Below are 23,238 nucleotides of genomic sequence, written 5' to 3' on the forward strand. Positions count from 1 at the left end.
GGAAGCGCTCCCACAACAAGCGCACGGAGCCTCGGATCAGCTCCTTGTTTCGATCTCGTTTTGGGGCTTTCACAAAGGCGTGACGGGCGTTACAGTCGCAACATCGGTCGATGGGAGCGCTTCCATCGACAAGGTTCCAACAAGAAGATCGCTGGGATCGTCTCTGACGAGCTCAGGGAACCAGACCGAGGGCCGACGACGGGCCAGCCCGGACGCCGTCGTCAGCCATCGTCCCGCCACAGGGAGGGAGGTGGAACCAGAGCCACTCGCGTGGCCCGGCTCCCGCGCGACACGCACGGCAGGACCCAAATTCCGCCCGTGTGTGTGCAGTTACGGTGGGGACGGGGGTTGCCCTCCCCCGTCCCCACACTAAACCCCCGTACACGATAGGAAAAGAGGCCGACGGGACAGGCGCGCCGCGCCGCCCGGACGGCCTCGTTCGCTGCTCGGGGCCACATCCGTCTCCCACTCGCCAGCGCCGGCCGCCATGACGGCCGGCTGACCAGCCGGCAGCGCCTGCCCTATCATGGGAGCGCTCCCGAATCTTTCGGCGGTGGCCCCGTATCCATGAGGAGAATCCATGTCGATACCTATTGGGCCCGCCGGCCCGCTGCGCTTCCCGGACAACTTCGGCTGGGGCGCGGCCACCTCCGCGTACCAGATCGAGGGCGCCACCAAGGAGGACGGGCGCGGCGAGTCGGTCTGGGACACCTTCAGCCGCGTCCCGGGGCGCACCCGCAACGGAGACACCGGCGACGTGGCCATCGACCATTACCACCGGTACGCCGAGGACCTCGACCTCATGCGCGACCTCGGGTTGCGCAGCTACCGCTTCTCCATCTCCTGGCCCCGGATCCAACCCGACGGTACCGGCACGCCCAATCAGCGCGGCCTCGACTTCTACCGCCGCCTCCTCGACGGTCTGCACGAGCGCGGCATCACCCCGATGGCCACCCTCTTCCACTGGGATCTGCCCCAGGCGCTCCAGGACGCCGGCGGCTGGGAGTCGCGCGACACCGCCCACCGCTTCGCCGACTACGCCGACGTGGTCTTCCGCGCCCTCGGCGACCGGGTGCCGTCCTGGCTCACCATCAACGAGCCCAAGACCGTGGTGCAGAACGGCTACCTCACCGGCCACCACGCCCCCGGCCGGCAGGACCCGGACGCCGCCTACCTGGTCGCCCACCACCTGCAACTCGCGCACGGGTTCGCCGTCGGCGCGCTGCGGGCCACCGGCAGCGACAGCCGGATCGGCCCCGCGCTCAACCTGCACCCCTGCTACCCCGCCGACGACTCCCCGCAGGCGGCCGCTGCCGCCCACCTCTACGACGCCTACGAAAACCGCCTCTACCTCGACTCGCTGTTCAAGGGCAGCTACCCGGAGGACCTGCTGGCCGACCTGGGCCCGCAGAGCCGGATGGTCCAGGGCATCCGCGACGGCGACCTGAAGGTCATCTCCGCGCCGGTCGACCTGCTGGCCGTGCAGTACTACACCCCGATCTACGTCACCGCCGACGGCGGCACCGCGCACCGGTGGGAGACCTCCGAGGCCGAGTGGCAGCAGATCTACCCCGAGGGGATGTACGACCTGCTCACCCGGATCACCCGCGACTACGGCCCGATCCCGCTCACCATCACCGAGAACGGGCTGCCCACCCCGGACACTCTGGACGCGGACGACACCGTCCAGGACACCGGCCGGATCAGCTTCCTGCGCGACCACCTCACCGCGGCGCACCGGGCCATCGCCGACGGGGTGCCGCTGGAGAGCTTCCACGTCTGGTCACTGCTCGACAACTTCGAGTGGGACCAGGGCTACGACCAGCGCTGGGGCCTGGTCTACGTCGACTACCCCACCCAGCGGCGGGTGCTCAAGAGCAGCGCCACCTGGTACCGCTCCGTCATCGCCGACGGCGGCTTCTGAACGCGCCGCCACCCGGACCGCCGGGCCCGGACGGCTCGGCTCGGGTGAGCCGGTGACCGTCCGGGCTCGGCCGGCTCACTCAGCGGGGCAGCGCCTGCTGCAACTCCGCCCGCAGGGCCGGGGTGAGCATCTCCCCCGCCTGCTTCGCCAGCCGGGCCATCTCGTAGCCCACCACGCCGATGTCCGCGTCACCGGCCGCCAAGGTCGCCAGAATCGAACCGTCGCGGATCTGCATCACCAGGAAGTAGCCACGGCCCATCTCGACCACCGTCTGCTTGACGACATCGCCGTCGAACATCTGGGCCGCGCCCGCGGTGATGCTCATCAGCCCGGAGGTCACCGCGGCGAGCTTGTCCGCGTTGTCACGCGGCAGGTGATCGGAGATCGCCACCAGCAGCCCGTCGGAGGAGACCACCACCGCGTGCGCCACACCCGGCACCCGCTCCGCGAACGCGCTCACCAGCCAGCTCAGGTCACGCGCCTCCTGGCTCAACGTCGTCACTGTCGTCGTCCCCCTTCGTCGTGCCCCCCGGACGGTGGCACGGGTATCTCGGTGGTGTCCTCAGCCTCGGCGCGCCGTACTCCGCTGTAGAGCCGCGAGAGCATGCCGCCGACCGCCTCCGGGTCCGGGTCGGTGCGGGTCGGTGCCGTCATCGGTTGGGCCGAACGGGTGACAGCGCTCAACTGCGCCATGGGCACCCGCACCGGCAGTCCCCGCTCGTTGGTGCCTGCGGTCACCGGGATGGTCGGTGGCGCCGCCGGTGCGGGCACCACCGGCGAGGTCGGGCCCTGCCGCGAATACCAGCCCCCACCGTTGCCGTTGCCGTTGGCAGTGGCCGGGGCCAGCACGTCCTCGGCGCGCACCGGCATCGGGCGGCCCTGACGCGGCACGCCGACGCCCGGCGGGCGGCCGGCGACCGGCAGGTCCCGCACCGCGTTGCCCGGTGCGGCGGCAGCGCCCGGCCAGCCCGCCCCGGGCTGCGCAGCCAGCCCTCGCGCCGCGCTCGCCGCCAGCATCCGCGCCGACGGGGGCGCGTCCAGCTCCACGTTGCCCGGGGCAGCCAGCAACTCGGCGGGCAGGACGAGCCGGGCGACCAGGCCATCCTCGCCGCCCTCCAACCGCACGCGGAGGCCCAACCGGGCCGCCAGGTGGCTGACCACGAAGAGCCCCATCCGCTCCACCGCCGCCACGTCCGCGGCCGGCGGGCTGGCCAGCACCTCGTTCGCCTGCACCAGCGCGGCCGGGCTCATGCCCAGACCACGGTCGACGATCTCGATCAGCGGACCGCCCGCTCCGACCCGGGCGGTCACCACCACGACGGTGTCCGGGCGGGAGAAGGCCGTGGCGTTCTCCAGCAACTCGGCCAGCAGGTGCACCAGCTCGCCGACGGCGTGCCCGACCACGTGCACGTCCGCCACCGACTCGATCCGGACCCGCTGGTACTGCTCGATCTCGGCGGCGGCGGCCAGCAGCACCGCACCGAGACCGACCGGCCGGTTCCACCGGCGGGTGGAGTCGGTGCCGGCGAGCACCAACAGGCTCTCGTCGTTACGGCGCATCCGGGCGGCCAGGTGATCGAGCTTGAACAGGTTCTCCAGCTGGTCCGGGTCGCTCTCCTCGCGCTCCAGGTCGTCGAGCAGCTCCAACTGGCGCTCCACCAGCACCTGACTGCGCCGGGCCAGGTTGACGAACATCGCGTTGACGTTACGCCGCATGAGCGCCTGCTCGACGGCGACAGTGACCGCGCTGCGGTGCACCGCCACGAACGCCTCGGCCAGCTCGCCGATCTCGTCGAGCGAACGCACCACCGCCGGCGCGACCTCGATGCGGGGCACCCCGCCGGTGACGGTCTTCAGCCGGTCCAGGGCGTCGGGCAACTCGACCTGGGCGATCCGCAGCGCCTGGCTGCGCAGCAGCCGCATCGACCGGGCGACCGACCGGCCGATGAGCAACGAGATCAGCAGGGCGGCCAGCAGGACCGTCACGACCCCGCCGACCACCAGCAGGGTCGCCCGCAGCTGGTCGGCGCTGGCCTCCTCGGCCTGCCGCACGGCGTCGTCGAGCACGCCCGCCTCGAGCTGGCGCAGCGACTCCTGGCGTTGCTGGCTGGCCGACCACCACTGCTCCGACGGGAGCACCTGCGGCGACGCGCCACCGGAGGACAGGCTGCGCTCCTCCAGATCGGTGGCGACCAGAAACATCGGCGACACCGATGTCTCGTCGTAGCGGCGGATCTGCGCACTGGTCGCGGCCACCCGGAACGCGCCGAGCGCGGTGAGTTGCTGGCCGCGCAGGTCGGCGAGGATCACCCGGTCCTCGGTGCCGTACGCACCGGCGCGGGCGGCGGCGTAGAGCTGGCCCCGCACCCGGGAGGACAGCTCCTTGACCCGGGCCAGCTGGACGTAGCGCAGCACCGCGTCGTTCAGCGCCGGCTGGTTCTGACCCGGCGTCGGTTCGGCGAGCAGGTCGAGCAACGCCCCGACCGCCCGGTGGTAGTTGCTCAGGATGGTCTCGCTGCTGAGCACCGCCGGTGGGATCGCCGCGCGGATGTCGACCACCTGGTCGTACGCCTCCAACGCCTCCGAGAAGGCCACCCGCCAGGAGGCGTCCGCGTCCGCCAGTGGCTCGGCGGCCCGGCTGAGGTCCACGATGGCCTTGTCGGTGGCCGCCTGCAACGGCTTCAGGTCGTTCGCGGCGGCCTGCCGGTCACCACCCTTACGCAGCTCACCCAGCTCCCCCGCCGAGCGGTCGCGCTCCTGCTGGAGGTGGTGCACCGCGGCGGTGATCTGGCGGCCGATGCCGACCTGACTGGAGAAGTCGTTCAACGCCGTCGTCCGCCCCACCAGCGTGCTGGTCTGCACCCCGGCGAGCAGGAGGAACGCCATCGACGGCACCACCAGCACGGTGGCGAGCTTCGTGCTCATCCGCCAGTCGCGCAGCCGGAACGGTGACCGCCGTCGATGCGGAACGACTCGGACGTCGAAGCGGCGGCGGCGATGGTTCGACACCGCACCGTTCGCCGGGTCGGGACCTGCCGCCACCCTGCCTCCTCCGTCCTACCGCGTCCACCGCGGTCGGGGGAGCGCAGTCCATCCAACCAGGCTCGGTACCGCTGTCAACGGCCCGGGCGAGGCCGAGGTTCAGGAAGGATACTGCGGGTGGGACCGTCCTGCCGTGGTCGGTAAAACCAGCTCGTCCGTCCGGCCGATGTCGGCGAGCTCGATCGCGTCACCGAAGCGCCCCAGCGCGACCAACGCGGCACCGGTGGCGCCGATTTCCGGGTTGCGTTGATGCGATACCGGTCGCGGTGCGAGCGCGGTGGCGAAGGCCTGCCGCCACCACACCGAGGCGGCAACCGCGCCGCCGCCCAGCACCACGCCGACCGGTTTGTCGATGGTGGACTCCAACACCCCGAGGTCGTCGGCGACGAGCTCACACAGCCCCTGCATCAGCCCGGCCAGGATGTCGACAGATGTGGTGCTGAAGCTGAGCCCGCGCAGCGCTCCGCTGCCCGCCGGAGCCAGCCCGGGTGCCCGGTCGCCGCCGAAGCGGGGATCCGCCGGTCGACCACCGCCCGCCGGCACCAGCGCCAGCGCCGCGTCCAACTCCGCGCCCTGGGGCAACCGCAACTCCCGGTTCGCCCAGGCGAAGAGGTTGCCGCCGTTGGCGTACGCGGCACCGGTCACCACGTGGTCGTGGTCGACCCGGTAACGCCACAACCGTTCCGGCAGGCGGGGCATCGGTTCGCCGGCCGGGATCCGCTGCATCAGCCGTACGGCTGCGGAGGTGCCCACTGTGACGGCGGCCCGGCTCGGGTCGACGCAGCCCGAGCCGACGTTCGACGCCCCTCCGTCACCGACCGGCGGTGACCAGCGGGCCTGCGCCAGCTGCGGCCACCGACGAGCCAGGTCGACCCGGAGCCGGCCGTGCCAGTCCAGCTCGCCGAGGGGCGGCAGCTGCGCCGGTGTCGCCTCGGCCAGCGCCAGCGCCTCATCGTCCCAGCGCAGGGTGCGCAGATCCAGCAGACCGGTCCCGGAGGCCTGGGAGATCGACATGGGCGCGGTGTCGAGCAGCTCACCCAGCACGTACTCGGGCAGACCGACGAACCGGGCGATCGGGGTGCCGGACTGCTCGCGCAACCAGGGCAACCGCATCGACCAGTACGACCGGTGCCACCAGCAGCCGGTGCGCTGGTGGAAGCCGTCCGGGTCCGCCGGCCCGGCGGTGCGGCCGACCGGGGCGGGCCGGGTGTCCAGCCAGGTGACCACCGGGCCCAGCGGAGCGCCGTCGCGGTCCAGCGGAAGCACCGAGTGCCACTGGGCGGAGACCGCCACCAGGTCGACGTCGTGCAGGTGCCCCGACTCGGCCAGCTCGTCCAGGCACTCGACCAGGCTCGCCAGGTAGTCCCGGCCGGACAGCGTGCCGGTGCCGTCGTCGCCGATGGCGAGGTCGACCTTGCGGCGGGCCAGTGCGCCGGGCAGCGGCTGCGTGTCCGCGTCCAGCACCAGCCCGCGTACCGAGGAGGTGCCCAGGTCGAGCGCGAGAATGTTCATCGCCGGTCAAGTTACCCCGTGCCAGCGGGGCGACGGGCGCGTAGGGTGGATCACATGCTCGCGCACCTGACCAGTTGGTGGCCCGCCGACCCGGCGGCCATCCCCCGCGCGTAGCTCCATCCACGCGGCCGCCATCGAGGCGGTCGCCGGATCTCCCGGTTCCAGGGCCGCCCGAGGGCGGCACCCGGCCCGACGGAGATTCCGATGACCCAGCTGACCGACCTGCTCGCCGCCGTCACGCACGGCGTCGACCCCGGCCCCTTCGCGCTGCTGCGCCGCGACGGCGCTGACGAACTGGACCTGTTCACCGGCCCGGTCGACACCGCCGAGGGGCTCACCGACATTCCGCTGCCGCCGGGCCCACCCGGGGCCCGGACGCTGGCCCTCGTGCCGTACCGGCAGATCACCGAACGTGGTTTCGCCTGCGTCGACGACGGTGCCCCGCTGGAGTTCCTCCAGGTCAGCGCCCACCAGCGGATCGCACTGGCCGACGCCCTCGCCGCGCTGCCCGACGAGCCGGTCCACACCACCGACGCCGGCTTCGACGTCAGCGACGAGGAGTACGCGCGGACCGTGCAGCGCGTGCTGTCCGAGGAGATCGGTCGGGGCGAGGGCGCGAACTTCGTGATCCACCGCGCCCTGCACGCCACCGTGCAGGGTCCGCCGCTGCGGGCCGCGTTGGCCGCACTGCGCCGGCTGCTGGTCGGCGAGCGCGGCGCGTACTGGACGTTCGTGGTGCACACCGGCACCCGCACGCTGGTCGGCGCCAGCCCGGAGCGGCACGTCAGCGTCGACGACGGGCTGGTGATGATGAACCCGATCAGCGGCACCTTCCGCTGCCCGGGCGGCGTCGCGGACCGGACGGCCCTGCTGCGTTTCCTCGCCGACCCGAAGGAGGTCGAGGAGCTGTACATGGTGCTCGACGAGGAGCTGAAGATGATGGCCACCGTCGCCGAACACGGTGGGCAGGTGATCGGGCCGTACCTGAAGGAGATGTCGCACCTGGCGCACACCGAGTACCTGCTCGCCGGGCGGGGCACCCGGGACGTGCGGGAGGTGCTGCGCGAGACGATGTTCGCCCCCACCGTGACGGGCAGCCCGATCGAGAACGCCTGCCGGGTGATCGCCCGGCACGAGCGCCGGGGTCGGGGCTACTACGGCGGTGTGCTGGCGTTGCTCGGTCACGACGAGGCCGGCCGGCAGACGCTCGATGCCCCGATCCTGATCCGGACCGCCGAGATCTCCCCCACCGGCCGACTGCGGGTGCCGGTCGGCGCGACCCTGGTCCGGCACTCGACGACGGCCGGCGAGGTGGCCGAGACGCACGCCAAGGCCGCCGGTGTGCTGGCCGCGCTCGGCCTCGGTCCGGCGGCGTCCGTCGGCGACCGCGGGCCGGTCGCGCGGCTGGCCGACGACCCGGCGGTACGCGACGCGCTGGCCGCGCGTAACGCACCGCTGGCGCGGTTCTGGCTGGACCAGCGGTCACCGGACGCGCCCGGACTGCCCGCACTGGTCGGCCGCCGGGCGTTGATCGTGGACGCCGAGGACACCTTCACCGCCATGCTGGCCCACCAGCTGAGCGCGTTGGGCCTCGCGGTGACCACCCGGCCGTGGCACGCGAGCGGCCCGGTCGACGACTACGACCTGGTGGTGGCCGGTCCCGGGCCGGGTGACCCGGGCAGCGCGGACGCGCCGAAGATGGTGGCGCTGCGCTCGCTGCTGACCGGGCTGCTGGCAACCGGTCGTCCCACCCTCGCGGTCTGCCTCGGCCATCAGGTGCTGGCCGGGCTGCTGGGGCTGACGCTGCACCGCCGGGAGGCGCCCTACCAGGGGTTGCAGCGGGAGGTACCGGTGTTCGGGCGGACCCGCCGGGTCGGGTTCTACTCGACGTTCACCGCCCGCGCCGAGGCCGACCGGTTGGCCACCGCGTACGGGCCGGTGGAGCTGGCCCGGGACCCGGGCGACGGTGCCGTGCACGCCCTGCGGGGGCGCGGCTTCGCCGGGGTGCAGTTCCACGCGGAGTCGGTGCTCAGCCCGGACGGGCTCGCCGTGCTGAGCGAGCTGTTGGCCGATCTGCTGCCGGCGGCGCGTACGCAGGCGCTGTCCGCGACGCGCGACGGCGCATAGTCACAGTGCCCCGGGGGTAGGGCTGGATGGACCGGTGGCGCGGACGGGCCGAGAGCCCCCGCCCGCGCCATCGGTCACCCTCGTCCGTCAGCCGGCCACCGGCTCAATTTTTCCGCAACTTCCGGGGCGTTCCGGCCCGGCGCCGCGCGCGGACGACGATCCTGATGCCATCGGTGCCGGCGGGATCGAGCCGTCGCCCCGCACCGGGCGCCTGAACGGGGGATCGCGCTCCGCCGGCAACGGAGCTGGCGTAGCGCGATCAGGGGACCGGGTCCGCCCCGCCCGCGCTCAGTGGACCAGGGTCGCCATCAGCCGGTCCAGTTCGGCCGCCGGGTCCGCGGTGAGGCCGGTGTGCACCGGCCCCGTCTGGATCATCGTGCTGCGCGGCGCGGCCAGCCAGTGGAACCGCTCGCCGAGGCGCATCCGGGTCGCCGGCCCGTCACCGGAGCAGGTCCGGTCCCAGGAGTCGAGCACCGCCGCCACCGCCGGCAGGTCGACGTCGGGTGCCAGCGCGCGAACCCGGTCGGCGTCCAGGTGCGTCCGCGCGGCCAGGTAGTCGCGCTGCTGGCAGTAGAGCAACACCCCGACGTTGATCTGCTCGCCGCGCTCGATGCGGGGTACGAGCCGGATCACCGCGTACTCGAAGGGTTGCCTCATGCCCCGCTCCCCGGTGGCAGCCAGTCGGCCGTGCGGGCGACCCGGCGGGTCAGGTGGTGCAGGTACGCCTCGCGCGCCGCGTCGGCCGTGTCGAAGTCGGCGGCGGTCAGCCACTCCCCCGGTACCAGGGCCAGCACCTCGCTGAGCAGCTCCGGGGTGACCTGGGGGGCCAACTCGGCGTCGGCCTCGGCCAGCCGCGACGCGTACGGCGCCAGCACGTGATCGTCCGCGCGGTAGGCCCGGTGCACGGCGGCGTCGGCGCGCGGCCAGTTGTGGTGGAAGTACAGCGAGGCGCCGTGGTCGATCAGCCACAGCTCCCGGTGCCAGACGAGCAGGTTCGGATTGCGCCAACTGCGGTCGACGTTCTCCACGTACGCGTCGAACCAGAGCACCCGGGAGGCCAGCGCCGGGTCGACGGGGTGCGCCACCGGGTCGAAGCCCAGCGCCCCGGGCAGGAAGTCCATCCCGAGGTTGGCGCCACCGCTGCCGCGCAGCAGCTCCTGCACCTCCTGGTCGGGTTCGGCCCGCCCGATGACCGGGTCGATGTCGAGGACCACCAGCGGCGGCACCCGCAGCCCCAGCCGGCGGGCCAGCTCGCCGCAGATCACCTCGGCGATGAGCGCCTTGGGCCCCTGCCCGGCGCCGCGGAACTTCGCCACGTAGGTGCCCAGGTCGTCGGCCTCCACCACGCCCGGCAGCGACCCACCCTCGCGGAGCGGGGTGACGTAGCGGATCGCGGTGACCTGGCGGAGCACGCCGCCCACCCTACTGTGCTGCCCGGGACGGGTGGGCGGGCCGGCCCGGACCGGCACACGTGGGTCAGTCGAGCTTGTCGCGCAGCTTGTCGACCTGGGTCTGCAGGCGGTTCACCGCGTTCTCGTTGTTGACGAACGTGGTGATCCCGGCGGCCAGGCCGAGCCCGATCAGCACGGCCAGGATGCTGAGCACCAGGCCGCCGATGGACACGCCACGACCGGTGACCCCGGGCCGGCGCGCCATCTTGAGCCCGACGATGCCGAGGATGATCCCGATGATGCCCAGCACCAGCCCCAGCCAGGCGAGGATCGCCGTCAACACGCTGAACAGGCCGGCCACTCCGAACACCAGGGCGAAGGTCGCTGCGGCGCTGGTCTTGGCGCGGGCGTCCCCCCGGTGGCCGCGGGACCCGGCCGTTACGCCGGCACCCCGGGCCGGCTCGCTTGCGGCAGTCATGAGAATCCCTTCCGTACGCGCGGCGCGCGCACTTCCGGCGAGCCGCATTCCCCCGAAGACCCCGGTTACGCCTCCCACCAGCAGGAGTGTCGGTGGTCGGGCCTAGGCTGGCCGCCCGGCCACGAAAAGGAGCGCCCGATGCCTGTCGACCTCAGCGCGGCCGAGGCGCTCGCGCTGCGGATGACCAGCTTGTTGCTGCGCCCGCAGCCGAGCACCCGACCCGGCACCGTCGCCGAGGTGGTCGAGTGGTTCGGCGCGATGCAGGCACAGGATCTGGCCAGCGGGTTGTGGTCGCTGGGGGCCCGACTGCCCGGTTGCCGGGTGACCGACGTGCAGGCGGCGTTGGAGCGGCGTGAGGCGCTGCGCACCTGGCCGATGCGGGGCACCGTGCACCTCGTGCCGTCCGCCGACGCCCGTTGGATGCTGGAGCTGACCGGTGTCCGATCGCTGGCCGCCGTGGCGACCCGGCGGGCGCAGCTCGGGCTCAGCGAGGCCGACGCGGACCGGGCGGTGGACGTCCTGGGTGCCGCGTTGGCCGGCGGTGGTCGGCTCACCCGCGCGCAGTGCCTGGCCGCTCTGCGGGCCGCCGGCCTGGGCACCGACGGGCAGCGCGGCTACCACCTGCTGTGGTATGCGAGCGTTCGCGGGGTGACCTGCGTGGCGCCCAACGTCGGCACCGAGCAGACCTTCGCCCTGCTCGACGAGTGGGCACCCGAGTCTCGCCGGTTGGAGCGGGACGAGGCGCTGGCCGTGCTCGCCCACCGCTACGTTCGCTCGCACGGCCCGGTCACCGACCGCGAGTTCGCCGGGTGGAGCGGGCTCACCCTCACCGACGCCCGGCGCGGCCTGACCGCCGCCGACGACGCGCTGAGCACCGTACGGGTCGACGGCACACCGATGTACGTCGACGCGGCAGTGCCAGACGCCCCGCGCACCACGGCGGACGACGTGCTGGCGTTGCCCGGTTTCGACGAGTACCTGCTCGGCTTCCGGGACCGCACGTTGATGCTCGACCCCGCCCACCAGGCGGCGGTGGTGCCGGGCAACAACGGCATCTTCCAGGCCACAGTGGTGCGCGCCGGTCGGGTGGTCGGCGTGTGGAAGCGCAAGATCACCCGCACCGGGGTCACCGTGACCGTCCGGCCGCTCACGCCGCTGGACGTCGCCGCGCGGGCCCGGGTGGAGCAGGCGCTCGGGCGCTACGCCGACTTCCTCGGGCTGCCGGCCCGCTTCGACTGGCTGACCTGACCGACGGCGTCACGCGGCGGCGGGTCGGCCGCTCGTGGGCGGGCGGCGCTGAGCAGGTCGGCGATCCGCCTCACCCGGGGGTCTTCGCGGATCTGCGCCACGCTGGCCGGCAGCGGCAGCCGCCAGTTCGGGTACTCGTCCACCGTGCCCGGCATGTTGGGTTGGCGCACCTCGCCCAGCACGTCGTAGAGGGAGACGCCGAGCAGCCGGGTCGGGCTGGCCGCGAGCGCGGCGTGCATCGACACCACCACCTCGCCGTCGTCGGGTGTCGCTGTCGCGTCGGGCCGTGCCGGGTCGACTGTCGGTGTCGGCAGCAGGTTCTCGGTGCGCAGCATCGTGAGCAGCCGGTCGCGGTCGGCGGCGGCGCGGGTCCGCTCCACCGCCACGTCGGTGCCGAGCAGTTTCAACTCGTCGCGCACCCGCACGTGCTCACCGGTGAGGAAGCCCGGTGCGGTGGGCAGGTCGTGGGTGGAGATCGTGGCGAGGGCGTTGCGCGGCCACCGGGCCGGTGGGACGAAGTCACCGTTGTCGTCGCGGGCGAACCACAGCACTGTCGAGCCGAGCATGTTGCGCCCCCGCAACCCTCGGGTCACCGCCGGTTGGACGGTGCCGAGATCCTCGCCGACCACCACCGCGCCGGCCCGGTGCGCCTCCAGCGCGAGGATGCCGAGCATCGCCTCGGCGTCGTAGCGCACGTAGGTGCCCTCGGCCGCGCCGCCGCCCGGCGGCACCCACCACAGTCGCCACAGGCCGGCGACGTGATCGACCCGCAGGCCACCGGCGTGCCGCAGGGCCCGGCGCAGCATGTCCCGGTAGGCGGCGTAGCCGGTGGCGGCGAGCCGGTCCGGACGCCACGCGGCGAGGCCCCAGTCCTGGCCGAGCTGGTTGAAGTCGTCCGGTGGGGCACCGACCCGCACGCCCTGGGCCAGCACGTCGGCGAGCTGCCAGCCGTCCGCGCCGCCCGGGTCGATGCCGACGGCCAGGTCATGCACGACACCGACCGGCATCCCCGCCGCGCGGGCCGCCGCGGTGACGGCGTCGAGCTGCTCGTCGCACAGCTGTTGCAGCCAGGCGTAAAAGGCGACCCGGTCGGCGAGCTGCCGACGCTGCTCGGCGACCGCCGGGGCGTCCGGGTGGCGCAGCTGCGCCGGCCAGGCCCGCCAGTCGTTGCCGTGCCGCTCGGCGAGCGCGCACCAGGTGGCGAAGCTGGTCAGTGCCGGGTCCGCGGTGAGGTCCACCGGCCGGGCGTGAGGGTGCAGCAACTCCAGGGCGTGCCGCTTGGCGGACCACACCTCGTCGTAGTCGATCAGAGGTCCCCGGTCGGGGCGCAACGCGTCAACCACCGCACGGGTCGCCGGGTCCGCCGCGCGGTACGCGGCGGTGTCGCTGACCCGCAGGTACAGCGGGTTGACGAAGCGTCGGCTGGCGGGCGAATACGGTGAGGTGGCCACCGGGTGCGCCGGCCCCACCGCGTGCAGCGGGTTGAGCAGCACCAGCCCCGCCCCGGTCGCCCCGGCCCACTCGGTGAAGTCGGCGAGGTCACCGAGATCGCCCATGCCCCAGGAGCGCTCCGAGGTGAGCGCGTAGAGCTGAAGCATCCAGCCCCAGGCCCGGGGTGGCACCGGGAGCCGGCGCGGCACCACCACCACTGTGACCTCCCGGTCGGCGCAGGCCAGCCGGTGCCAACCCAGCGGCAGGTCGGCCGGCAACTCACCGTCGACCGCCCGTCGACCACCGTCCTCCAGGGTGAGCACCCCTGGGCCGGGCAGCGCCCGGCTGCGGCCGTGGGTGAGCACGACCGTCTCCGGCAGGGCGCCCCGGTCGACAGCGCGGACGGCGGCGAGGGCGTCGGCGATCGCCGCCGGGCTGGTGGCGTCCACGCCGAGCAGCCCCAGCACACCCACCACGGTTTCCGGTGCGACCTCGACGCGGCGGTGCCGCCAATCCTCGTACCAGGTGGAAACACCGTGCGCGTTGGCCAGCGCGGCCAATCGTCGGTTCATCCCCATCCCCCGCCCCGAAACGTGACCTGCAACCACCCTCCCACCCCCGCGCCCCACCCGCTCACCGGCAGCGCCGATCTTGCACTTTCTGTCCCGACATAAGGGGCGTTCGACCTATGTCGACAACAGTTACTGCAAGATCGGCGCTAGCTGGCTAGCTGGCTAGTCGGCGAGCGCGCCGGCGGCCCGGCCCTCGTGCAGGGTCAGGTTGCGGCCGTTGGTCGGGTCGAACAGGTGGATCTTCTCCAGGTTGAACCAGACCCGCCGCGTCTGCCCCTCGGCGACCGGGGACTCGGCGGACAGCCGGGTCACCAGGTTGCCGCCGGCACCGGCGAAGTCGGCGGCGCCCGCGTCGGCGGCCAACTCCTCCAACTCGGCGGCGCTGGCCTTCTCACCCTCGACGGTGAAGTAGACGTACTTGTCCGAGCCCATCGACTCGACGATGTCCACCGGCGCCTCGAACTCCATGCCCCGCCGACGCGTGTCGTCGTCGACCAGTTCGGCGTCCTCGAAGTGCTCGGGCCGGATGCCGAGGATCAGCTCACGGGGCGCGTCGGCCGCCTCCAACTCCCGGCGAACACGGTCGCCGAGCGGCACCTGCCCCAGGGCGGTGTGCAGCTCGCCGTCCTGCACGGCGGCGTGCAGGAAGTTCATCGACGGTGAGCCGATGAAGCCGGCCACGAAGAGGTTGCGGGGGTGGTCGTACAGCTCCTGCGGTGGCCCGACCTGCTGTACCGCGCCACCCCGCATGATCACCACGCGGTCGCCGAGGGTCATCGCCTCGGTCTGGTCATGGGTGACGTAGACGGTGGTGGTGCCGAGCTGCTTCTGCAGGCGGGACACCACCGTGCGCATCTGCACCCGCAGCTTGGCGTCGAGGTTGGACAACGGTTCGTCCATCAGGAACGCCTTCGGCTGGCGGACGATGGCGCGGCCCATCGCCACCCGCTGGCGCTGACCACCGGAGAGGTTGGCCGGCTTGCGGTCCAGCAGCGAGGTCAGCTCCAGCACCTTCGCCGCTTCGTCGACCTTCTGGTTGATGGTCTCCTTGTCCAGCTTCGCCAGCCGCAGCGGGAACGCCATGTTCTCCCGCACCGTCATGTTCGGGTAGAGCGCGTACGACTGGAACACCATGGCGATGTCCCGGTCCCGGGGAGCCTTGTCGTTGACCCGCTGCCCGCCGATGCGCAGCTCACCGGAGCTGATGTCCTCCAGCCCGGCGATCATGTTGAGGGTGGTGGACTTCCCGCAGCCGGACGGCCCGACCAGGATCACGAACTCGCCGTCGGCGATCTCCAGGTCGACGTCCTGCACGGCGACGGTCCCGTCCGGGAAGCTCTTGCTCACCTTGTCCAGCACGATGTCAGCCATGACTTTCCACCTATCCCTTGACTGCGCCGGAGGTCAGACCGGACACGATGCGACGCTGGAAGAAGAGGACGAACAGGATGATCGGAACGGTGATCACCACTGCGGCGGCGCAGATCGCCCCGGTGGGGTCCTCGAACTGCGACTCGCCGGTGAAGAACGACAGCGCGACCGGCACCGTACGGGCACGTTCGGTGGAGGTCAGCGTGATGGCGAACAGGAAGTCGTTCCAGCAGAAGATGAAGACCAGGATCGCCGTGGTGAACAACCCGGGCGCGGCCAGCGGCGCGATCACCCGCCGGAACGCCTGCCCCTGGGTGGCGCCGTCCATCTTCGCGGCCTTCTCCAGGTCCCAGGGGATCTGCTTGAAGAACGCCGACAGCGTGTAGATCGCCAGCGGCAGCGCGAAGGTGATGTACGGCAGGATCAGCCCGGGCCAGGTGTCGAACAGGCCCAGCTGCCGCTCGATCTCGAACAGCGGCGACACCAGTGACACCTGCGGGAACATCGCGATCAGCAGGGAGACGCCGACCAGCAGCTTCTTGCCGGGGAAGTCCAACCGGCTGATCGCGTACGCGGCCATCGCACCGAGCACCACAGCGATCAGCGTGGCGATCAACGCGATGCCGATCGAGTTGATCAGTGCCCGGACGAACTGGTCGGTGTCGAAGATGGTCCGGTAGTTGTCGAGCGTCCATTCCCGGGGGATGAAGTTCCCGTCGGTGAGGGTGGCCGGCGTCTTGAACGACAGCGACGCGATCCACAGCACCGGGACCAACGCGAAGACGACCACGAGGACGTCGAGCAGACCCCAGCGCAGCTTCGCCCGGGTGGTGGTTTCGACAGCCATGTCAGCGCCTCTCTCCGTCGTCGCTACCCGGGGCAGCGGTGCCGAACAGCTTCACGAAGACGAATGCGATGATCGCCACGGTGATGAAGATCAGCACCGACATCGTCGAGCCGATGCCGAGGTTGAGGCCCCGGATCAGGTTGTTGTAGGCGAGCATCGACACCGACGACGTCTCGTTGCCTCCGGCGGTCAACACGAAGATGTTGTCGAAGACCCGGAACGCGTCCAGGGTGCGGAACAGCAACGCGACAAGGATCGCCGGCTTCATCACCGGCAGCATCACCTTGGTGAACTTCTGCCAGGCGGTCGCGCCGTCGGTGGAGGCCGCCTTGAGCAGGTCCTCCGGCACCAGCGCCAACCCGGCCATCAACAGCAGCGCCATGAACGGGGTGGTCTTCCAGATCTCCGCGAGCATGATGATCGCCAGCGAGCTGGCCCGCTCGGTCAGCGGCGCGCCGTCGCTGAACAGGTTGGCCAGGTAGCCGGTGCCGGGCGTCCAGGCGTACCGCCAGGAGAACGCGGCGACCACCGTGACGATCCCGTACGGGATCAGCGCCGAGGTCCGGACCAGGCCGCGCCCGATCAGGGTGCGGTGCATGATGATCGCCAGGCCCATGCCGAGCACCAGCTCGACGGCCACGGTGACCACCGTGATCAGCATGGTCACCCCGAACGCGGTCCACCAGAACTCGTTGGTGAGCACCGTGACGTAGTTCTCCAACCCGATGAACTCACGCTGATCGGGGAAGCGCAGGTCGAAGCGCTGCAACGACAGCCAGACCGAGTAGATGATCGGGTACGCGGTCACCGCGATCATGACCAGCGCGGCGGGCGCGCAGAGCAGCAGGCCGAGCCGGCGTTCGGCTTTCTTGTTCTCGCTCAGTGGGGGCTTGCGACGGCCGCCACGTTGGGCGGGCACTGTGGCGCGCCGGCCGGTGGCGCCACTGGTCTCGTCGGCGGCGACATCGGCGCCGGTGGGCGTGGCGTTGATGCTCACGGCGTCACCTCTTCTCGCGACTGCGGGGCTCGCAAAACCGGCTCACTCCGAGCGCTCACGGCAGGACCCCCTTCGACTGGAGGGCGTCGGCGATGGCGTCGCGCAGCTCGTCGGCGGTCTGCTGCGGGCTGATCCCGGACGGCGGCGACAGGATCGCCGACATCACCGTGGAGATGCTCTGGTAGGCGGGGGTCAGCGGACGCGTCGCCGGCTCTTTCAGCTCCTCCAGGATGGTGTCCTTCATCGGGTACGCCTCGGTCATCTCCGGGTCGTCGAAGACCGCCTCGATGGTGGGCGGTACGCCGTCGTTGATGGCGGAGAACTTCTGGTGCTCGGCGCTGCGGATGCACCGGGCCGCCTCGAAGGACTGCTCGGGGTGCTTGGAGTAGGAGCTGACCGCCAGGTTGACCCCACCGATGGTGACCTTGCTGGGGGTGCCCTCGTCGATGCCCGGGATCCGAGCCCAGCCGACCTGCTTGGCCAGCTCCGGGTTCGCCTCCTGCAAAGCCGGGTAGACGAACGGCCAGTTCACCTGGAACGCGCCGGCGCCGGACTGGAACTCCAGCCGGACCGGGTCCTCAGTGGCGTTGCTGAACGACGGCGACGTCACGCCCGACGTGGCGAACTTCTTCAGCTGCTCCAACGCCCGGACGGTGCCCTGGTCCATCACGGCCTTCGTACCGTCGTCGTTGAGGATCTTCCCGCCGGCGCTCTCGGCGAGGGTGTTGTAGAGAACGACCAGGCCCTCGTACTGGGCGCCCATGGTGAGCACCTGGTACGGCTTGCCCTGCTCCTTGAGCTGCTGGGCGGCGCTGATCATCTGGTCCCAGGTGGTCGGCGGCTGCGGCACCAGGTCCTTGCGGTACCAGAGCAGCTGGACGTTGGTGTTCTTCGGTGCCGCGTACAGCTTGTCCTCGTACCGGGCGGTGGCCAGCGGTCCGGCGAGGGTGCCCTGCTCGACCTCGGCCTTGTCCTGGCCGGTCCACTCGCGGATCCAGTCGGCGCTGGCGAACTCCTGGGTCCAGGTGACGTCCAGCCCGAGCAGATCCATCCCGCTGTCCTCGGCGGCGAGCCGGCGCACCATCTGCACCCGCTGGTCGTCGGCCTGCCGGGGCAGCACCCGGTAGGCGATCTCGTACCGCCCCTGGGCCTGCGCGTTGCAGTCGTCGACGACCTTCTGCAGGTTCTGCTCGGGCGGGTAGTACAGGTTGATCGTCGGTGGGCCACCCGCGTCGTCGGCGCCGCACGCGGCCAGCGGCGCGACGAGTGCCAGCGCGGCAGCCGCCGCGCCCAGCCGAACAACCGGCCGGCGTCGGTGTCGAGCCGTGTCGGGGTCCGTCATCGCCCTCCCCCTCTCCTCGGCGAAAGACCGGGGAAGGGCATCCGTGCCCCGGCGCACGGCGAGCCGACTCCGAGCCGGCAAGCTGCGGAAACGCCGGCGCGGAGGCTCTGTAGCGGCTACTCTGCCCCAGCTGTGAAGCCGCGAAACCTGGCTGTCAGAGCGAGAGCCCGGCCGCCTCTGCCGGCGCCGCCACCAGGTGCGTGATCAACTCGACTTCCTGAAAGTCGGGCCGTCACCGCACCAGGGAAGCCCCGCTTTTCTGAAAGCCGAGTCGATCACGCGCGGGGACAGCGCTCCCGTGCGGAACGAGGTGCTCCCCCGCCGGCAGTCAACCGAGCTGATCAAGGAAGCGGCGAAGTCATGGGCATGCTGACCCCCCAATGGCGCAAGTCGACCCGGTCCGGCGGCAACGGCGGGTCCTGCGTCGAAGTCGCCGACAATCTGCCGAACGTGGTGCTGGTGCGCGACACCAAGGACCGCGACGGCGGCACTCTGCACGTCGACCCGGCAGCCTGGAAGGCGTTCGTCGCCTACGCCAGGCAGCACTGAACGCGAACTCGGAGATCTTGGACAGTTTCCGTCCGGGCAGAACGGAAACTGTCCAAGATCTACTCTGAAAGGTCTCGCGACCGCCGGCAGTCGCGCCCGGACCAGGCATGCTGGAACCATGCTGGCCCGTTTCAAGGATCTCTGTCTGGACGCCAACGACGCGCTGGCGCTCGGCGCCTTCTGGGCCCGGATGCTCGACGGTGACGTGGCGGACGCCGGTGACGGCGACACCCGGGTGGACCCGCGCTCCGCGCGCTCGGACGCCGAGTCGATCTGGGTGAACAGGGTGCCCGAGCCCCGGGTCGGCCGGACCCGCGTACACCTGGATCTGCGGTTGGCCGACGCGGACCCGGCGGCGCTGCTCGCGGAGGGCGCCCGACTGGTGCGCGAGCCGGACGACGACGCCGGCCGGTGGGTGCTGGCCGACCCCGACGGGAACGAGTTCTGCGCCCTCGCTGCCGACGCCAACAGCCACCCGGGCCCGTTCCAGCTGGTGGTGGACGCGCTCGACCCGGCCGCCCAGGCGATGTGGTGGGCCGGCGTGCTCGGCGGCACCGTCGAGTACGGGTCGACCGAAGCGGCGGTGCTCGGGGCCGCGGGCCTGCCCTGGGAGCGCTTTGTCTTCGACGGGGTGAGCGAGCCCAAGACGGTCAAGAACCGCATGCACTGGGACGTCGAGTTGGCCGACCCGGAGCCGACGGCGCTGATCGCGGCGGGCGCGACGCTGTTGCGGGAGCCGCTCGACGAGGCGCACTGGTGGTGGGTGCTGGCCGACCCGGAGGGCAACGAGTTCTGCGCCTTCGCACCAGAGCGCACCGGGTGAACGACCGACTACCGGGCGCGGGCGTCGTCGGCTAGCGTTTTCCTAGCGCCGCAGCCGGCGCGTTCGCCGCCGCCGTCGACACGCCTCCGGCCGACCCACGCCTGCCCGATCGGTTGGTAATCGCGGGAACGTCCCACCGCCGCTCCCCCGGTTCGGCAGGATCGTCCCAACGAGGAGGTGCCGTCGTGCAGGACACCCGCGCTCTCGCCCTGACATTCGAGGTGAGCGGCCTGCCACCGGTCAAGACCGAAGCGTTGTCCATCTTCGCCGCCGGGCATCGGCAGGCGACGAGGGTCCGCACCCTGCTCCAGGCCGCCCTCGGCGCGGCCCAGCGCACCGGCTGGACGCCGTTGCCCGGGCCGATCGAGGTGGACCTGGTGTTGCGCTGCCCGCCCGGGCACCGTACGTCCGACGCCAGCACCCTGCTCGGCGGCGTCTGCGCGGTGTTGCAGGACAAGAAGCGGGTGTCGAGCATCGGCCTCACCCACCTCGGCGTCCTGGTGGACGTCGCCCTCTACGACGACGACCGGCAGATCCGCCGGTTGTCGTACCACGAGGAGCCGGCGGAGGACTTCTCATACCAGGTGCGGGTCGCCGCCGTACCGAACGGGGTTTGACCGGCGTTCGCGGTGGGGTACCGCGGACGCCGACGAAGGGAGCACCGATGTCGGAGCCACATGTCACGCTCGACCCCCGCGGGCTCGACCCTGTGCAGCAGAAGCTGCGCGGCCCGCTGGAAGAGCAGCTCACCTCGGCGCTTCAGGCGGCCACAGACCGGGTCCGCGCCGACTACGCGGGCGAACCGGTGGAACAGGTCTGCCAGCGACTGCTGGAGGAGACCCGCTCCGGGTTGCACCCCGACATCGCCGCCGGGTTCAACCCGGACATGGACGAGTTCTGCCGGGTGGCGGTGGCGATCGTCCGGCGCGAGGCCGACTGAGCCCTCAGCGCCGGTCAGTACCGGCCGAGCTGGGCGTACGGGCTGAGCACGATGCGCGGTGACAGCGCCGGGTTCAGCCAGTTGAGCACGGCGACCAGGTGCCCGTGCGCGAGCGAGACGCAACCAGCAGTGGCGTTGCCGGCGCTGGTGCTGAACTGGTGCAGGAAGATCCCGCTGCCCTTGTTCGGCACCGGCTTCGGCACGTTCGGCGCCATGTTGTAGGTGATCACCGCGAAGTGCGTGTACGCGGGAACCTCCTGCCACAGTGCCTCGCTGGCCCCGCCCGGGTTGGTCGCACTGTGCTGGAAGGTGTTGTAGAGCGACGACGACGGGTTCTCGTTCCACCAGTCGCCGCTGACCAACCGGTGGTAGGGGTATCGCACGCCCGGGTTGGCGGCGATGCCGTACATGGTCTGACCGATCGAGTAGACGCCGGTCGGCGTGGTCGGCACCCCCTCCACGTGGTTGTCGCTGAAGCCCTTCGAGCCGATCCGGGCGGGCAACGGCGCCGAGACCGGCTGCCAACCGATGCGGGCCCGCACGAACGTCTCCACTGTGGCGTAGGTGGTGGTGTAGCTGCTCGCGCCGACGATGATCACCTGCTTCGTCTCCGTCGGCAGCGTGGTCAGCGCGCTGGCCCGGTTCTGGCGCTGCCGCCCCGGCCACTGTCGCTGCGTCGGGTCCGTGCCCCAGCCCGGCCGCAGCGGCCCGCCCGCACCGATCGCGGGCGCGGCCGGGGCGAGCACGGTCGGGGCGGCCAGACCTGCCGCCACACCGAGGAGGAAAGATCTGCGCTTCATGCCCGCCATCCTGACAGTCGAACGGACCGGCGGCCCGCCCCCACGCGCCACTGTCGACGAATTCGCGGGCGGTCAGGACCGGGTCCGCAACTACCCGGCCCTGACCCCCGGCCGTCCGACAGGGGAGCGGACAGCTCCGGCACCCGCCGCGCGGGCGTGACACGACGCCGCGCGCCACAACGGGGTGAGCCGGCCCACTCCGCACTCAGCTCCACGGTGCTCACCCGCCGAACGCCGACGCGCCCCCGGCACACCCCGAAAGGCCGTGAGCGCCGGACCAGGTTAGGTGGGCTCCGACCGGCCGGACAAGCCGCGTCGAACGACCGGGGGCAGGACTTATCCCACTGTGAAAATCGGGCAGGTCGGCGTAACACGACCATGATCGCGGACGCTGTTGGGATTCCCGGACGGTCAGAAGTGCCGCAGCAGGTCACGGAACGCGGCGAGCCGCAGCACCCCGTCGTCGGTCGGGTCCAGCTCGTCGTCCTCCAGCACCCACGTGTTCGCGTTCGGGATGAACACCGCGTTCAATCCGGCCGCCCGCGCCGGCAGGATGTCGGACTTCGGGGAGTTGCCGATCATCCACGCGCCGGCCGGCGCGAAGCCGTGCTCCCGAGTGAGCCACCGGTACGTGTCGACGTTCTTCTCGGCGACGATGTGCGCGGCCCCGAAGTGGTGCAGCAGGCCGCAGGCGTCCAGCTTGCGTTGCTGCTCCTCCTGGTCACCCTTGGTCAGCAGCAACAGCTCGTGCCGGCCGGCCAGGTCGTCGAGCGCGTCGGCCACCCCGGGCATCAGCTCCACCTGGTGCTCGACGAGGGCCACCGCCAACCGGTCGATCTCCTGGCGTTCGCTTTCGGTGGCCGGTCGCTCGCGCAGCCGCTCCAGACACTCGGCCAGACTGCGCAGGAAGACCTTGCTGCCGTACCCGTGCGCCACCGCGTTGGCCCGTTCGATGTCGTCGAGGACGGCCCGCAGCTCGGCCCGGTCCAGGGTGGGATGGTCCAGCCAGCCCAGGAAGTCGTCGATCACCCGCTCGAAGACCACGTTGTTCTCCCACAACGTGTCGTCCGCGTCGAAGATCAGCACCTGCGCGTCCCGCCGTGCCCCCGCACCGACCGTCATGCCATCCCCTCCCCGCGCCCACCGCCCGGCAGGCCGAGGGACAGGGTAGGCGGCCGACACCCGGCAGAGCCCATGGTTTTCCGCCCGGCGAGCGTGGTCACGGCCACCGCAGCAACCGTTGGGCGATCAACGCCTCGCGGTCCTCCTGCCCCTCGGGTCGGAGCCGGCCACCACGGGTGAGCATCACCACGCCGTGCAACAGGCTCCAACCCACCTCGGCGAGGGTGTCCGGGTCCCGCCCCTCGGCCAGCGGGGTCAGGGCCGCCCGCAGCTCCGCGAAGACCGCCCGTGGCGCGGCCGGCACACCATCCGCGCCGAGGGCCAGGTCGGGGGTCAGCGCGAGCATCGCGTCATAGACCTCAGGATTCGTGTACGCGAAGTCGAGGTACGCGGTAGCAACGGCCGGCCAGACCCCCTCGGGGCTGCCGACGCTCTCCGCGTGCGCCTCGGCCAGATCGGCGGCCAGATCGGCGAAGGCACACACGGCGACGGCGGCGATCAGCGCCTCCAGGTCGGCGAAGTGCCGGTAGATGTCACCCATGTCGATCGCGGTCCGTTCGGCGAGCCGTCGGGTGGTCACCCCCGACCAGCCCTCCGACTCGGCCAGTTCCCGCGCGGCCGTGACGATGCGGTCACGCCGGTCCTGTTCAGCGGCCTTCTCGGCAGGTCCGGGCACGCACCCGAGCGTAAGGGCGCACACCCGTCGTAGCGGTCGGGTGACG

The 23,238-nt window shown here is 71.7% G+C and carries 22 protein-coding genes; 8 read left to right on the forward strand and 14 right to left on the reverse strand.

Annotated elements, in window-relative coordinates; genetic code table 11:
* Positions 1-580 precede the first annotated feature (580 nt).
* Positions 581-1,924, forward strand: coding sequence for a GH1 family beta-glucosidase (locus KBX26_RS10605; RefSeq protein WP_210865326.1), 1,344 nt, complete (start codon positions 581-583; stop codon positions 1,922-1,924).
* 79 nt (positions 1,925-2,003) lie between these two features.
* Here KBX26_RS10605 and KBX26_RS10610 read toward each other — a convergent pair whose 3' ends face one another.
* From KBX26_RS10610 to KBX26_RS10620, 3 genes are all read right to left on the reverse strand, one after another.
* The gene (locus KBX26_RS10610; protein ID WP_203148617.1) at positions 2,004-2,417 is read right to left on the reverse strand and encodes a roadblock/LC7 domain-containing protein; all 414 of its coding nucleotides are present in this window, start codon (positions 2,415-2,417) and stop codon (positions 2,004-2,006) included.
* 5 nt (positions 2,418-2,422) lie between these two features.
* Positions 2,423-4,966, reverse strand: coding sequence for a nitrate- and nitrite sensing domain-containing protein (locus tag KBX26_RS10615; RefSeq protein WP_210865327.1), 2,544 nt, complete (start codon positions 4,964-4,966; stop codon positions 2,423-2,425).
* A 99-nt stretch (positions 4,967-5,065) separates the two neighbouring features.
* Complete coding sequence (locus KBX26_RS10620; protein WP_030328670.1) at positions 5,066-6,478, reverse strand: FGGY family carbohydrate kinase; 1,413 nt, start codon at positions 6,476-6,478, stop codon at positions 5,066-5,068.
* 204 nt (positions 6,479-6,682) lie between these two features.
* On the opposite strand from KBX26_RS10620, the gene KBX26_RS10625 reads away from it, so the two are divergent.
* Positions 6,683-8,605 carry an anthranilate synthase family protein gene (locus tag KBX26_RS10625; RefSeq protein ID WP_210865328.1) on the forward strand — a complete coding sequence of 641 codons (1,923 nt, stop codon included), beginning with the start codon at positions 6,683-6,685 and terminating at the stop codon, positions 8,603-8,605.
* Between the two features lie 288 nt (positions 8,606-8,893).
* Here the strand turns inward: KBX26_RS10625 and KBX26_RS10630 are convergent, their stop codons facing one another.
* The 3 genes from KBX26_RS10630 to KBX26_RS10640 form a co-directional block, all read right to left on the reverse strand.
* Positions 8,894-9,262: a DUF3037 domain-containing protein gene (locus KBX26_RS10630; RefSeq protein ID WP_210865329.1), complete on the reverse strand. Its 369-nt coding sequence runs from the start codon at positions 9,260-9,262 to the stop codon at positions 8,894-8,896.
* Positions 9,259-10,017: a HipA family kinase gene (locus KBX26_RS10635; protein ID WP_030328676.1), complete on the reverse strand. Its 759-nt coding sequence runs from the start codon at positions 10,015-10,017 to the stop codon at positions 9,259-9,261. Before KBX26_RS10635 ends, KBX26_RS10630 begins: the two co-directional genes overlap by 4 nt.
* Positions 10,018-10,081: 64 nt before the next feature.
* Entirely contained in the window at positions 10,082-10,474 is a 393-nt protein-coding gene (locus KBX26_RS10640) for a hypothetical protein (RefSeq protein ID WP_030328678.1), read from the reverse strand.
* A 138-nt stretch (positions 10,475-10,612) separates the two neighbouring features.
* Between KBX26_RS10640 and KBX26_RS10645 the strand changes: the two genes are divergently transcribed.
* Positions 10,613-11,722 carry a winged helix DNA-binding domain-containing protein gene (locus tag KBX26_RS10645; RefSeq protein ID WP_210865330.1) on the forward strand — a complete coding sequence of 370 codons (1,110 nt, stop codon included), beginning with the start codon at positions 10,613-10,615 and terminating at the stop codon, positions 11,720-11,722.
* On the opposite strand, the gene malQ is transcribed toward KBX26_RS10645, so the two are convergent.
* From malQ to KBX26_RS10670, 5 genes are all read right to left on the reverse strand, one after another.
* Positions 11,674-13,725 (reverse strand): 4-alpha-glucanotransferase, encoded by a 2,052-nt coding sequence (malQ, locus tag KBX26_RS10650; protein WP_210865331.1) that lies wholly within the window; start codon positions 13,723-13,725, stop codon positions 11,674-11,676. The two genes, KBX26_RS10645 and malQ, sit on opposite strands and share 49 nt — an antisense overlap.
* A 162-nt stretch (positions 13,726-13,887) precedes the next feature.
* The gene (locus tag KBX26_RS10655) at positions 13,888-15,096 is read right to left on the reverse strand and encodes an ABC transporter ATP-binding protein (protein WP_030328684.1); all 1,209 of its coding nucleotides are present in this window, start codon (positions 15,094-15,096) and stop codon (positions 13,888-13,890) included.
* 10 nt (positions 15,097-15,106) lie between these two features.
* Positions 15,107-15,943: a carbohydrate ABC transporter permease gene (locus KBX26_RS10660; RefSeq protein WP_030328686.1), complete on the reverse strand. Its 837-nt coding sequence runs from the start codon at positions 15,941-15,943 to the stop codon at positions 15,107-15,109.
* A 1-nt stretch (position 15,944) separates the two neighbouring features.
* On the reverse strand, positions 15,945-16,940 hold the full coding sequence (locus tag KBX26_RS10665; RefSeq protein ID WP_307857794.1) for a sugar ABC transporter permease: 996 nt from the start codon (positions 16,938-16,940) through the stop codon (positions 15,945-15,947).
* Between the two features lie 55 nt (positions 16,941-16,995).
* Positions 16,996-18,282 (reverse strand): ABC transporter substrate-binding protein, encoded by a 1,287-nt coding sequence (locus KBX26_RS10670; protein ID WP_030328691.1) that lies wholly within the window; start codon positions 18,280-18,282, stop codon positions 16,996-16,998.
* Positions 18,283-18,648: 366 nt separating this feature from the next.
* Between KBX26_RS10670 and KBX26_RS10675 the strand changes: the two genes are divergently transcribed.
* From KBX26_RS10675 to KBX26_RS10690, 4 genes are all read left to right on the forward strand, one after another.
* Complete coding sequence (locus KBX26_RS10675; protein ID WP_030328693.1) at positions 18,649-18,831, forward strand: DUF397 domain-containing protein; 183 nt, start codon at positions 18,649-18,651, stop codon at positions 18,829-18,831.
* A gap of 118 nt (positions 18,832-18,949) precedes the next feature.
* Positions 18,950-19,654: a VOC family protein gene (locus KBX26_RS10680; protein WP_210865332.1), complete on the forward strand. Its 705-nt coding sequence runs from the start codon at positions 18,950-18,952 to the stop codon at positions 19,652-19,654.
* Between the two features lie 185 nt (positions 19,655-19,839).
* Positions 19,840-20,271: a hypothetical protein gene (locus KBX26_RS10685; RefSeq protein WP_030328697.1), complete on the forward strand. Its 432-nt coding sequence runs from the start codon at positions 19,840-19,842 to the stop codon at positions 20,269-20,271.
* Between the two features lie 47 nt (positions 20,272-20,318).
* A complete protein-coding gene (locus KBX26_RS10690) occupies positions 20,319-20,594 on the forward strand; it encodes a hypothetical protein (protein ID WP_030328699.1) in 276 nt (91 codons plus the stop codon).
* A gap of 14 nt (positions 20,595-20,608) precedes the next feature.
* Here KBX26_RS10690 and KBX26_RS10695 read toward each other — a convergent pair whose 3' ends face one another.
* Positions 20,609-21,394, reverse strand: a complete 786-nt coding sequence (locus tag KBX26_RS10695; RefSeq protein WP_167337271.1) for a L,D-transpeptidase — start codon at positions 21,392-21,394, stop codon at positions 20,609-20,611.
* On the opposite strand from KBX26_RS10695, the gene KBX26_RS10700 reads away from it, so the two are divergent.
* The gene (locus tag KBX26_RS10700; protein ID WP_156057313.1) at positions 21,393-21,554 is read left to right on the forward strand and encodes a hypothetical protein; all 162 of its coding nucleotides are present in this window, start codon (positions 21,393-21,395) and stop codon (positions 21,552-21,554) included. The two genes, KBX26_RS10695 and KBX26_RS10700, sit on opposite strands and share 2 nt — an antisense overlap.
* 251 nt (positions 21,555-21,805) lie before the next feature.
* On the opposite strand, the gene KBX26_RS10705 is transcribed toward KBX26_RS10700, so the two are convergent.
* Complete coding sequence (locus KBX26_RS10705) at positions 21,806-22,516, reverse strand: HAD family hydrolase (protein WP_030328703.1); 711 nt, start codon at positions 22,514-22,516, stop codon at positions 21,806-21,808.
* 97 nt (positions 22,517-22,613) lie between these two features.
* Positions 22,614-23,192 carry a TetR/AcrR family transcriptional regulator gene (locus KBX26_RS10710; protein ID WP_307857795.1) on the reverse strand — a complete coding sequence of 193 codons (579 nt, stop codon included), beginning with the start codon at positions 23,190-23,192 and terminating at the stop codon, positions 22,614-22,616.
* Between the last annotated feature and the right edge of the window lie 46 nt (positions 23,193-23,238).

It is taken from the genome of Micromonospora sp. C97, assembly GCF_018070385.1.
In the GTDB taxonomy this organism is placed as follows: Bacteria; Actinomycetota; Actinomycetes; order Mycobacteriales; family Micromonosporaceae; genus Micromonospora; species Micromonospora parva.

What these genes read in the sequence shown, in the direction of transcription:
- KBX26_RS10605 (WP_210865326.1), top strand. Translation starts at nt 581, where the DNA reads ATGTCGATACCTATTGGGCCCGCCGGCCCGCTGCGCTTCCCGGACAAC.
- KBX26_RS10620 (WP_030328670.1), bottom strand. Translation starts at nt 6,478, where the DNA reads ATGAACATTCTCGCGCTCGACCTGGGCACCTCCTCGGTACGCGGGCTG.
- KBX26_RS10625 (WP_210865328.1), top strand. Translation starts at nt 6,683, where the DNA reads ATGACCCAGCTGACCGACCTGCTCGCCGCCGTCACGCACGGCGTCGAC.
- KBX26_RS10630 (WP_210865329.1), bottom strand. Translation starts at nt 9,262, where the DNA reads ATGAGGCAACCCTTCGAGTACGCGGTGATCCGGCTCGTACCCCGCATC.
- KBX26_RS10640 (WP_030328678.1), bottom strand. Translation starts at nt 10,474, where the DNA reads ATGACTGCCGCAAGCGAGCCGGCCCGGGGTGCCGGCGTAACGGCCGGG.
- KBX26_RS10645 (WP_210865330.1), top strand. Translation starts at nt 10,613, where the DNA reads ATGCCTGTCGACCTCAGCGCGGCCGAGGCGCTCGCGCTGCGGATGACC.
- malQ (WP_210865331.1), bottom strand. Translation starts at nt 13,725, where the DNA reads ATGAACCGACGATTGGCCGCGCTGGCCAACGCGCACGGTGTTTCCACC.
- KBX26_RS10655 (WP_030328684.1), bottom strand. Translation starts at nt 15,096, where the DNA reads ATGGCTGACATCGTGCTGGACAAGGTGAGCAAGAGCTTCCCGGACGGG.
- KBX26_RS10660 (WP_030328686.1), bottom strand. Translation starts at nt 15,943, where the DNA reads ATGGCTGTCGAAACCACCACCCGGGCGAAGCTGCGCTGGGGTCTGCTC.
- KBX26_RS10670 (WP_030328691.1), bottom strand. Translation starts at nt 18,282, where the DNA reads ATGACGGACCCCGACACGGCTCGACACCGACGCCGGCCGGTTGTTCGG.
- KBX26_RS10675 (WP_030328693.1), top strand. Translation starts at nt 18,649, where the DNA reads ATGCTGACCCCCCAATGGCGCAAGTCGACCCGGTCCGGCGGCAACGGC.
- KBX26_RS10680 (WP_210865332.1), top strand. Translation starts at nt 18,950, where the DNA reads ATGCTGGCCCGTTTCAAGGATCTCTGTCTGGACGCCAACGACGCGCTG.
- KBX26_RS10690 (WP_030328699.1), top strand. Translation starts at nt 20,319, where the DNA reads ATGTCGGAGCCACATGTCACGCTCGACCCCCGCGGGCTCGACCCTGTG.
- KBX26_RS10700 (WP_156057313.1), top strand. Translation starts at nt 21,393, where the DNA reads ATGCCCGCCATCCTGACAGTCGAACGGACCGGCGGCCCGCCCCCACGC.
- KBX26_RS10695 (WP_167337271.1), bottom strand. Translation starts at nt 21,394, where the DNA reads ATGAAGCGCAGATCTTTCCTCCTCGGTGTGGCGGCAGGTCTGGCCGCC.
- KBX26_RS10705 (WP_030328703.1), bottom strand. Translation starts at nt 22,516, where the DNA reads ATGACGGTCGGTGCGGGGGCACGGCGGGACGCGCAGGTGCTGATCTTC.